At 68.3% G+C, this 10,583-nt stretch carries 10 protein-coding genes and 1 riboswitch; of the genes, 8 read left to right on the forward strand and 2 right to left on the reverse strand.

The genetic code is table 11. The features are described from left to right. Positions 1–16: 16 nt before the first annotated feature. Entirely contained in the window at positions 17–553 is a 537-nt protein-coding gene (cobU, locus tag QX073_RS11395; RefSeq protein WP_316225764.1) for a bifunctional adenosylcobinamide kinase/adenosylcobinamide-phosphate guanylyltransferase, read from the reverse strand. A 34-nt stretch (positions 554–587) separates the two neighbouring features. Then, a riboswitch (cobalamin riboswitch) is annotated at positions 588–781 on the forward strand. 118 nt (positions 782–899) lie between these two features. On the opposite strand from cobU, the gene QX073_RS11400 reads away from it, so the two are divergent. From QX073_RS11400 to cobJ, 8 genes are read left to right on the forward strand one after another with little or no spacing between them, the layout of a single operon-like run. Next, positions 900–1,532 carry a HupE/UreJ family protein gene (locus tag QX073_RS11400; RefSeq protein ID WP_315754527.1) on the forward strand — a complete coding sequence of 211 codons (633 nt, stop codon included), beginning with the start codon at positions 900–902 and terminating at the stop codon, positions 1,530–1,532. A gap of 3 nt (positions 1,533–1,535) precedes the next feature. After that, a complete protein-coding gene (locus tag QX073_RS11405) occupies positions 1,536–1,931 on the forward strand; it encodes a DUF1636 domain-containing protein (RefSeq protein WP_315718433.1) in 396 nt (131 codons plus the stop codon). Positions 1,932–1,951: 20 nt separating this feature from the next. Next, on the forward strand, positions 1,952–2,989 hold the full coding sequence (gene cobW / locus QX073_RS11410) for a cobalamin biosynthesis protein CobW (RefSeq protein ID WP_315754525.1): 1,038 nt from the start codon (positions 1,952–1,954) through the stop codon (positions 2,987–2,989). A gap of 9 nt (positions 2,990–2,998) precedes the next feature. Further along, positions 2,999–6,418 (forward strand): cobaltochelatase subunit CobN, encoded by a 3,420-nt coding sequence (cobN, locus tag QX073_RS11415; RefSeq protein WP_316225765.1) that lies wholly within the window; start codon positions 2,999–3,001, stop codon positions 6,416–6,418. After that, positions 6,415–7,689 (forward strand): precorrin-3B synthase, encoded by a 1,275-nt coding sequence (gene cobG, locus QX073_RS11420; RefSeq protein WP_316184484.1) that lies wholly within the window; start codon positions 6,415–6,417, stop codon positions 7,687–7,689. The genes cobN and cobG overlap by 4 nt, the downstream gene beginning before the upstream one ends. Continuing rightward, positions 7,682–8,314 (forward strand): precorrin-8X methylmutase, encoded by a 633-nt coding sequence (locus tag QX073_RS11425; protein WP_316171921.1) that lies wholly within the window; start codon positions 7,682–7,684, stop codon positions 8,312–8,314. The genes cobG and QX073_RS11425 overlap by 8 nt, the downstream gene beginning before the upstream one ends. Beyond that, a complete protein-coding gene (locus QX073_RS11430; RefSeq protein WP_316171922.1) occupies positions 8,311–9,069 on the forward strand; it encodes a precorrin-2 C(20)-methyltransferase in 759 nt (252 codons plus the stop codon). Before QX073_RS11425 ends, QX073_RS11430 begins: the two co-directional genes overlap by 4 nt. Continuing rightward, a complete protein-coding gene (gene cobJ, locus QX073_RS11435; protein ID WP_316225766.1) occupies positions 9,066–9,833 on the forward strand; it encodes a precorrin-3B C(17)-methyltransferase in 768 nt (255 codons plus the stop codon). The genes QX073_RS11430 and cobJ overlap by 4 nt, the downstream gene beginning before the upstream one ends. Here the strand turns inward: cobJ and QX073_RS11440 are convergent. Continuing rightward, the gene (locus QX073_RS11440; RefSeq protein WP_316225767.1) at positions 9,797–10,570 is read right to left on the reverse strand and encodes a cobalt-precorrin-6A reductase; all 774 of its coding nucleotides are present in this window, start codon (positions 10,568–10,570) and stop codon (positions 9,797–9,799) included. The two genes, cobJ and QX073_RS11440, sit on opposite strands and share 37 nt — an antisense overlap. Positions 10,571–10,583: the final 13 nt, after the last annotated feature.

Consider the following 10,583-nt stretch of genomic DNA (forward strand, 5'->3'; position numbering starts at 1 on the left):
CGGCATTGTCTCCTCGTCACTTCAACGTCAGCGGCAGTCCCGCCGCCATCAGGATCACGCGATCCGCTAAGGCCGCGACGTCCTGGTTCAGTCGCCCCTGGGCATCGCGAAAGGCGCGTGCGAGCGCGTTGTCCGGCACGATGCCCAGTCCGACTTCGTTGGACACGGCCACGATCGGGCCATGCGCGTTCCTGAGCGCGTCGATCAACTCGGCTGATCTTGCCGCCACGTTCATGTCGGCGAGCATCACGTTGCTGAGCCAGAGTGTCAGGCAATCGATCAGCATCGGTACGCCCGATTCTCCGCTTGCCCGGACGAGACCCGCGAGATCATGCGCCGTCTCCAGCGTCTGCCATCCCTCGGCGCGGCGCGCCTTGTGCTGGGCGATCCGGTCGGTCATTTCGGCGTCGAAGGCCTGCGCGGTCGCAACATAGGTCCAAGGCGGCGGAAGGGCGGTGACGAGGGCCTCGGCATGGCGGCTCTTGCCCGAGCGCGCACCGCCGAGCACCAGCGTCAGGCGCGGCAGGGCGGGATGCGGCGGGGCGGGGACCATGGGGACGATTCCGATTGACGGGCTTTGGTGCGACCCGTATCTAACAGATGACGGTTCTCCGAAAGGAGAGATTTAGGGAACACGGTGCGGGTTCTTGACCCAAGGCCGTGGCTGCCCCCGCAACTGTAATCGGCGAGTGTGAGGCCAAGACACCACTGGGAAACCGGGAAGGTGGCTTCATGCGGTGACCCGAGAGCCAGGAGACCTGCCGTCGACATTGCTGTTGGCCGACCCGTCGCGCGGGGAGTCGCGATGCTGGTTCTGATCCCGCCGGGATGGGCGGGGTGCCGTCGGATGCAGCGCATCGTCCGGTCCTCTGGGGAGCCGGCAAGCGACGGAGACGGCCATGAAGTTGACCCGTACCACGACCTTTGCAGCCGCGAGCCTGGTGCTGCTCGCCACCGATCCCGCCTTCGCGCATCACATGATGGGGGGCAAGCTGCCGCAGACGTTTGCGCAGGGGATGCTGTCCGGCCTCGGCCATCCTGTCATCGGAATCGACCATCTGGCGGCGATCGTGGGCGCGGGCATCGTTGCAGCGCTTCTGGGCCGCGGCTTCGCGCCGGTGCTCGCCTTCACCACCGCGATGATCGCGGGCGTCGGCCTTCATGTGGCCAAGGCCAACATCCCGGCTGCCGAGCTGCTGGTCGGCCTGACCACCGTCGTGGTTGGGCTGGTGGTGGTGATGCGTGGCCGTTTCGGTGTGCTGCCCGTCGCCGGCCTGTTCGCCGTGACCGGTCTCGTCCATGGATATGCGCTGGGCGAATCGATCGTCGGGGCCGAGAATACCCCGCTCGGGGCCTATCTCGTCGGTCTGCTCGTGATCCAGACCATCGTCGCCGCCGGCGCGTTCCTCGGCACCAGGCTGCTGTCGGCGAAGGCCAAGACGGCTGCGCCGCTGGCGCTGCGGCTCGCGGGCGCTGCCATCGTGCTGGTGGGTGGGGTCGCCGCGGCGACGGCGGCCGGCGTGATCGGCTGATTGATGACCGCATCCGAGACTGGTGAGACGACGCTGTTCGTCTGCGTCACTTGCCGTTCGCAGGGGACGGAACCTACGCCGCCTGATCAGCCGCGGGCCGGAGCCCGTTTGCTCGCCGCGATCGAGACGTTGCCGACCGCGCAGCGCGCCGGTGTCACCGTTGTCGGTGTCGAGTGTCTGTCGAACTGCAATCGTGCGTGCACGGTTGCGGTGACGGCGCCGGGCAAATGGACCTATGTGCTCGGCGCGCTCGATCCGGATCTGCATGCGCGGGATGTGCTGACATTTGCGCAACTGCATCAGCGCCATGACGCCGGTCTGCCGGCCTGGCGCGAGCGTCCCGAATACATTCGCAAGAACACCGTCGCGCGCGTGCCTGCGCTGTCAGCGCCACGCTGAAAACGAGAGATCGCATCGCCATGACGAAGTCGTTCGCCAAGACGCCTTGCACCATCGTCACCGGTTTCCTCGGCGCCGGCAAGACCACGCTGGTGCGCAACCTGATCGAGACCGCGAACGGTCGCCGGCTCGCCATCATCGTCAACGAGTTCGGCGATGTCGGCATCGACGGCGACATCCTGAAAGGCTGCGGCGTGCCGGACTGTCCGGAGGATCGCATCGTCGAGCTGTCGAACGGCTGCCTGTGCTGCACCGTTGCCGATGATTTCGTGCCGGCGCTCAGGAGCCTGCTGGATCAGAAGGAGCCGCCCGAGCATATCGTGATCGAGACCTCGGGGCTGGCGCTGCCGAAGCCGCTGGTGCAGGCCTTCAACTGGCCGGAGATCGCGACGCGCGTCACCGTCGACGGCGTCGTTGCGGTCGTCGATGGTCCGGCGGTGGTCGCGGGACGCTTCGCCGATGATCCCGAAGCGCTCGCCGCGCAGCGCGCCACCGATGCGTCGCTCGATCACGACAATCCGCTGGAGGAGGTCTACGAGGACCAGCTGCTGTGCGCCGATCTCGTCGTGATGAACAAGAGCGACCTGATGAGCGAGGAGCAGCGCAAGGATGTCGCCGCCGAGATCGCGGCGAAGGTGCAGCGTGCCGTCAAGGTGATCGCGACGGAGCACGGCAGGCTGTCGGCTTCGGTGCTGCTCGGGCTCGGTGCCGCCGCGGAGGACGATCTCGCGGCCCGGCCGTCGCATCACGACAACGAGGCCGAGCACGATCACGACGATTTCGAGAGTTTCGTGCTCGACGTTCCGGCGCAGGCTTCGCCCGATGCGCTCGTCGACCGCATCGCGGCCGCCGTCGACGCACATGATGTGTTGCGGGTGAAAGGGTTCGTGGAAGTCGCCGGCAAGCCGCTGCGCCTCCTGGTGCAGGCCGTCGGCAGCCGCATCCAGCATCAGTTCGAGCGCCCGTGGCGCTTGGGCGAATCGCGGCAGGGGCGGCTGGTGATCATCGGCGAGCGCGGCCTCGATGCCGCCGCCATCCAGAGCCTGATCACAGGATAGGCGTCACCGATGCACCTGCTGGCGACGACGGGCGCGGATCTCGACGACCTCGAACAGGCCGTGGATCTTGCACAGTCGCCGGCCGAGATCGTCGTGCTGTCGTTCTCGGACACCGACCTGTCGGCGCTGGCCGAAGCCTGGACCGTGTCGTCGGATGACCTGCCGAGCCTGCGCCTCGCCAGCTTGAAACGGCTGAAGCATCCGATGTCGGTCGATCTCTATGTCGACCGCGTCGTGCTGGGCGCGCGCGCCGTCGTCGTGCGCTGTCTCGGCGGGCTCGACTATTGGCGCTACGGGCTGGAGCGCATCGCATCGGTCTGCCGCAGCCGCCACATCCTGTTCGCGGCACTGCCGGGTGACGATCGCGCCGACGACAGGCTTGCTGAGCTCTCGACCTTGCCGCAGGACGCGACCTCGCGTCTCTACGGTTATCTGCACGAGGGCGGGGTCGGCAATGCGCGCGAGGCCCTGCGCTATCTCGCGACGCTGCTCGGGCGCGACGCGCAGTTTGCCGAACCGATCGCGATCGGTTCGATCGTCGGCTTCATGCCCGATCGCGGAGCCGTCGGCATCGATGATCTCTGCAGCCATGATGATGCGCGGCCGAGCGCGCTGATCGTGTTCTACCGTGCGAGCCTGCTCGCTGCCGATACGGCCGGGATTGCTGAGCTGATGCGGGTGATCGAAGCCAAAGGGCTGGCGGCAGTCGCGGTCGCGGTGACCAGCCTGAAGGATCCCAATATTGGGGATGCACTGGCGCGACTCGTCCAGCGCCGGCGTCCTGCGATCATTTTGAACGCCACCGCGTTCTCGGCGCTGCGCGACGACGGCACCACGGTGCTCGACGTGGCCGATGCACCAGTTCTGCAAATCATCCAGGCGCAGAGCACGGAAGAGGCCTGGGCCTCGTCGGTGCGCGGACTGTCGCCGACGGACCTTGCGATGAATGTCGTGCTACCGGAGCTCGACGGCCGGCTGTTGGCGCGCCCGATTGCGTTCAAGGGCGAGGCGCCGGCGGATGAGCGTCTGCAGTTCAGCGCGATGCGCTATGTGCCTCAACAGGACCGCATTGCTTACGTCGCGCAACTGGCGGCGCGATGGGCGCAATTGCGGGGGCTGCCGGCCAGCGAGCGGCGCGTGGCGCTGGTACTCTCCGATTATCCGTCGCGCGGCGGGCGTTGCGGCTACGCCGTCGGTCTCGACACCAGCGCAAGCGCAGCCGCCATTGCGCGGTTGTTGGCGGAGGCGGGGTACGATATCGGCCGTGTAGCGCCGACTGCGGACGATATCGAAACGCTGCTGCGGGACGAGGCAGATCAGCTCGTGGTGCCGCTCGCGGCCTATCGGTGTGCTCTGGCGCCGTTGCCGGACGATCTGCAGCGTGCGCTACATGACATCTGGGGAGAGGCGGAAGCGGACCCGGCGTTCCGGGATGGCGCCTTCCATTTTCCGGTGCTGCGTGCGGGAAAACTCCTGATCTTGTTGCAACCGGATCGTGGCAGTCGCGCCGATCGCAAGTCCGGTTATCACGACACCAGCGTGCCGCCGCGGCACGCCTATGTCGCGCTCTATGCATATCTGCGAGAGGCCGAGCGGATCGATGCGCTGATCCATCTTGGTGCGCATGGCACGCTGGAATGGCTGCCGGGCAAGGCGCTGGCGCTGTCAAATGCGTGCTGGCCCGACGCCGTACTGGGCCCGCTGCCGGTGATCTACCCCTTCATCGTCAACAATCCCGGCGAAGCGATGCAGGCCAAGCGGCGGTTGTCGGCACTGACGCTCGGGCATCTGACGCCGCCGCTGTCGCAGGCCGGTCTGCACGGATCCCTGCTGGAGCTGGAGGGGCTGGTCGAGGAATATGCCGAGGCGGATGGCCTCGACAAACGCCGCCTGAAACTGCTCGAGGAGGAAATCGTCGCGCGGGCCTGGCAGGGCGGCTTGGCCGCCGATTGCGGGCTCGACCGTGCCATGACCGGACGCGAGGCGATCGCGCAGCTCGACGCGCAGCTCTGCGACATCAAGGAGCTCGCGGTGCGCGACCGCCTGCATGTGTTTGGGGAGGCGCCCGACACGGCGGCGACCGCCCTGCTGGCCGATGCGATCACGGCGGCGATGGGGCAGGCGGTGACGGTCGATCGCGCCGACATCGCCGCACGGATCGCCGCGAGCGCTGCGGCCGAACGCAGCGCGTTGCTCGCGGCACTCGACGGTCGCCGCGTCGCTGCCGGTCCTGCCGGCGCGCCGAGCCGCGGCCGTCTCGACGTGCTGCCCACGGGCCGCAATCTGACCGCGATCGATCAGCGCGCGATCCCGACCCGGACCGCGGCCCTGGTCGGCGTACGCGCGGCTGATGAGGTGATCCGGCGCTATTTGCAGGATCATGGCGACTACCCGCGCGCGCTCATGCTCGATCTCTGGGCGTCCGCATCGCTGCGCACGGGCGGCGACGATCTGGCCCAGGCCTTGGCTTATCTCGGCGCGCGGCCGCGCTGGGACCTCAACTCCAATCGGGTCACCGGCGTCGACGTGCTGCCGTTGGCGATGCTCGACCGCCCGCGCGTCGATGCGACGCTGCGGATCTCGGGGCTGTTCCGCGACCTGTTCGAAGCGCAGATCGCGCTGTTCGATCTCGCCGTGCAGAAGGTGGCGTCACTCGACGAGGACGATGCCGACAATCCGCTGGCCGCGGCACGGCGGCGCGGCGAGAGCCTGGCGCGCGTGTTCGGCGGCGCGCCCGGCAGCTACGGCGCCGTTGCCGCCGACCTCGCGCTCGGGATGGACTGGACGAGCCGGTCGCAGCTCGGCGAAGCGTATCTTGAGAGCACCGCTTACAGTTTCGGCGGAGCGCATGACGGCGTGTCGGCCTCCGACACGTTCCGCGCCCGCGTCCGCAGCGCCGATGCCCTCGTGCATCCGCAGGACGATCGGGAGCGCGACCTGCTCGATGGCGAGGAGGTCGCCGACTTCGCCGGAGGCTTCGCCGCCGCTGCAGCGTCGCTCGGCGCGTCGCCCGTTCTGCTGCATCTCGACACCAGCCGTCCGGAGGCGCCCGCGGCGCGGAGCTTCAGCGAGGAGATTGTCCGCGTGGTGCGCGGCCGTCTCACCAATCCGCGCTGGATCTCGGGAATGCTCGCGCATGGCTATCGCGGCGTCGCCGAGATCGCGCAGGGCGTCGACGCGCTCTACGCCTTTGCGGCTACCTCCGACACCGTTGCCGAGCACCTGTTCGATCTGGCGCATGGCGCGCTGCTGCGTGACGAGGCCGTGCTGGACGGCATGACCGCACGCAATCCCGCGGCCGTCGCCGCGATCGTGGCGCGATTCGAAGACGCGCTGCGTCGGCAGCTGTGGGTGCCACGCCGAAATGCCGTCGCCGATGAGCTTGCGCATGCCCGCACGCGCCTGACGCAAGCGGAGAGCGCGTCATGACCGCCTCGGTCGAGATCAAGGGCTGGTGCCCGGGCGCGCGGCGGCCGATGCCGAGCGGCGACGGCCTCATCGTTCGTGTCCGGCCGCATGGCGGCGCGTTGCCGGTGTCGGCGCTGCGTGAGCTTGCCGAGGCCGCTCGGCGCTACGGCAACGGCCAGATCGACCTCACGCGCCGCGCCAATCTGCAAATACGCGGCGTATCGTCCGAGACGCTCGCGCCGCTGTGGGAGCTGATGGCATCGCTCGGCCTGCTCGATGACAGCGCCGAGCTCGAGGCCATCCGCAACATCGTCGTCAACCCGCTGGCGGGACTCGACCCGGCCGAATGGGTCGACATGCGCCCCGTCGCCGCCGAGCTGGAGACGCTGCTGGCCTCGGATCAGGCGCTCCATGCGCTGCCGCCCAAGTTCGGCTTTGCGCTGGACGGTGGCGGCAGGCTGCCGCTGACCGGGCTCGCCGCGGACGTTCGTCTCGTCGCCTGTGGTGGTACTGAGGCGAGGCGGATCGCCGTCGGCATTGCCGGTTCGAACGACGATGTGTGGCTGGGAACGGCAGCCGTGACCGACGCGGCGTCGACGGCCGTTCACCTCGCGCGGCTGGTGCTGCAACACAGCCCGACGCAACGTTCCGCGACGTTGCAGCCGCAAGCGAGCGCTGCCATCCGCGCCGAACTGGGCCTCGATGTTTCAAACGCCGTCGCGACGGCGTCAGCAACCATTTCGCAGCGACGTTGCGGCGTCATCGCTCTGACGGATCAAACCTGCGCCGTCGGTCTCGGCGTGCCGTTCGGCCGTATTGATAGCGGCACGCTGGCGCGGCTTGCGGCCATGCTTGCGGTACACGATGTCGCCGAGGTCCGCTTGTCACCATGGCGCGCGCTGTATGTCGCCGCGGGTGCCGTGACCGCGGAGCAACTGGCGGCGGATGCCGCCCGGCTCGGCCTGGTCGTCGACGATGCCGATCCACTGATGCGCATCGACGCCTGCTCGGGCGTCGGCTGCTGTCCATCGACCGGATTGGCGACGCGACAGCATGCCGGCCTGCTCGCGGATGCGATGGCTCGGACCGGATTCAACGGCACGCTGCACGTCTCCGGCTGCGCCAAGGGCTGCGCACGCTCGGCAGCCGCGGACGTCGTGCTGGTCGGCGAGGGCGAAGGTTATCACGTCGTCCGCAACGGCACGGTGAAGAGCGAGCCCTGCGGCATGCTCGATCCCACCGAGATCGACGTCGACGGGCTGTTCGAAACGAAAGAAAAGGCCGATGTCTGAGCTGCGCGACTACATCAAGGACGGCGCGGAGATCTATCGCCGCTCGTTCGCGACCATCCGCGCCGAGGCCGATCTGTCGCGCTTCCGCGGACTGGAAGAGAAGATCGCCGTGCGTATCATCCATGCCTGCGGCATGGTCGAGATCACCTCCGACATCGCGATGTCCGAACATTTCGCCGCCGCGGCGCGGGAGGCGCTCGATCGTGGCGCGCCGATCCTGTGCGATGCCAAGATGGTGGCGCAGGGGATCACGCGGGCGCGGTTGCCGGCGAGGAACGAGATCATCTGCACGCTCGATGCGCACGAGGTGCCGGCGCTCGCCGCGCAGCTCGGCACGACCCGATCCGCAGCAGCGCTGGAGCTGTGGCGGCCGCATCTCGGCGGCGCCCTGGTGGCGATCGGCAATGCGCCGACGTCGTTGTTTCATCTGCTCGACATGCTCGATCAGGGCGCGCCGCGACCGGCGGCGGTGATCGGAACGGCTGTGGGGTTCGTGGGAGCCCGCGAGTCCAAGGAGGCGCTCGCGGCCGATGGTCGGGTACCGTATCTGGTCGTCAAGGGCCGCAAGGGCGGCAGCGCCATGGCGGTTGCGGCGGTGAATGCGATCGCGAGCGACGTCGAATGATCCTGCTCGACACCATCGCGGGCTCGGCCGATCCGGGTACGCTGTACGGCATCGGCGTCGGTCCGGGCGACGTTCGCTATCTGACCTTGCGCGCCGCTGGTCTGGTTCGGTCCGTCGATGTGGTGGCGTTCTTTGCCAAGCGCGGCATGGAAGGCAACGCGCGACGGATCGTGGCGCCGTTGATGGAATCCGGCCGCCACGAGCTGCGGCTCGAATATCCGGTCACGGAGGAATTGCCCGTCGCCGACTTGTCCTATCAGTCCCAGATCGCCGATTTCTACCGGCGCGCGTCGGAGAGCATCACCGCGCATCTTGCGGCGGGGCGATCGGTCGGTCTGCTGTCCGAAGGCGACCCGTTCTTCTACGGCTCGTTCATGCATATGTGGCGGCGGCTCGAGCGCGATCATCCGGTCGAGGTCGTCCCGGGCGTCACCGGCATGTCCGGCTGCTGGACCAAGGCCAATGTTCCCATCACCTGGGGCGACGATGTCCTGTCCGTGCTGCCGGGCACGCTGGGCGAGGACGTCCTGCATGACCGGCTGACGCGTTGCGAGGCCGCCGTCATCATGAAGGTCGGGCGCAACCTTGCTAAAGTGAAGCGCGCGATCATCAGCGCCGGATTGCTCGATCGCGCGCTCTATGTCGAGCGCGGCACGATGGAGGCGCAACGTGTCGCGCCGCTGGCCGAGGTGGAACTGGACCGCGGCCCCTATTTCTCGATGATCCTGATCCCCGGACAAGGGCGTCGGCTATGACGGGTACGCTGACGATCGTGGGCGTCGGCCCGGGGCGGGCCGAACTGATCACGCCGGCCGCCGCGGCCGCCATCGCAGGCGCGACCGATCTGATCGGCTATGGACCGTATCTCGACAGGGTGACCACGACGAGTCCGGGTCAAATCCGGCACGCCAGCGACAATCGCGTCGAGCTCGACCGCGCCCGCCACGCACTCGCGCTCGCAAGCGACGGCAAGCAGGTCGCGGTGGTGTCGGGCGGTGATCCCGGCGTGTTCGCGATGGCCGCGGCGGTGTTCGAAGCGGTCGAGGCGGGACCGGCGGCGTGGCGTGACCTCGACATCCGCGTTGAGCCTGGTGTCACCGCGATGCTGGCGGCGGCGGCCGAGGTCGGGGCGCCGCTCGGTGGCGACTTCTGCGCGATCTCGCTGTCCGACAATCTCAAGAGCTGGACGACCATCCGCCGCCGCCTCGAGGCGGCTGCCGCCGCCGACTTCGTCATCGCGCTGTATAATCCGCTGTCCAAGGCGCGACCTCATCAGCTGGGCGAGGCGTTCGCGCTGTTGCGGCGGATCAAGCCGGAGTCGACCGTCGTCGTCATGGTGCGGGCCGCCGGCAGTGGTGATGTCCGACGGATCATCACCACCTTGGGTGAGGTCGATCCCGGCAAGGCGGACATGCGAACGCTCGTGCTGATCGGATCGACCGCCACGCGCCTGATCGCGCGCGAGGGAAAGGCGCCCTACGTCTATACGCTGCGCCGCGAGGTCGAGGGCGGCGCATGAGCCAGTCGTGCCTCCAGCCATTGCAACGCGGCTCGCGCGCCGCCCAGCGCGACGCCCTGCGGCTTGTCGGGTCGGGCGATCATCACCACGGGAATCGCGAGCCGCCGCGCGGCTGCGATCTTCGGATAGGTCGCGGCGCCTCCGGAGTTCTTCGACACCACGAAGGCGATGCGCTCCTGGGTCAGAAAGGCTTCCTCTGTCGCCTCGTCGAACGGCCCGCGATCGTGGACGAAGCGAATGTCGGGCGGCAACGCGACGTCGCCAGGCGGATCGATGGTTCGCGCGACGTAGTGATGCTGAGGGGCTGCTGCGAAGGCTGCGAGCTCCAGGCGACCAAGGCTGAGGAACACACGCGCCGTATCTGCTCCGAGCGCGGAAGCCGCGTCGTCGGCACTGCTGACCTCGATCCAGCGGTCGCCGTCCTGACGTTGCCATGCCGCGCGCCGGATCGACGCCAGCGGCACCGACAGCGCATGGCAGGCTGCAACCGCATGTCGCGAGATCTGGTCGGCGTAGGGATGCGTGGCATCGACGACGGCGTCAATTGCATGATCGCGCAGCCAGGCTTCCAGTCCGGCGATGCCGCCGAAGCAGCCGATGCGCGTCGGCAGCGGCTGCGGTTTGGGCGAAGCGGTGCGGCCGGCGAGCGAGAGCGTCGCAGCGAACCGGTCGTCGCCGGCGAGCAGCTTCGCCAGCTCCGAAGCCTCGGTCGTCCCGCCGAGAATGAGGATGCGCATGCGGGGCAGGGTC

This window comes from Bradyrhizobium sp. SZCCHNS3052 (assembly GCF_032484495.1).
In the GTDB taxonomy this organism is placed as follows: Bacteria; Pseudomonadota; Alphaproteobacteria; order Rhizobiales; family Xanthobacteraceae; genus Bradyrhizobium.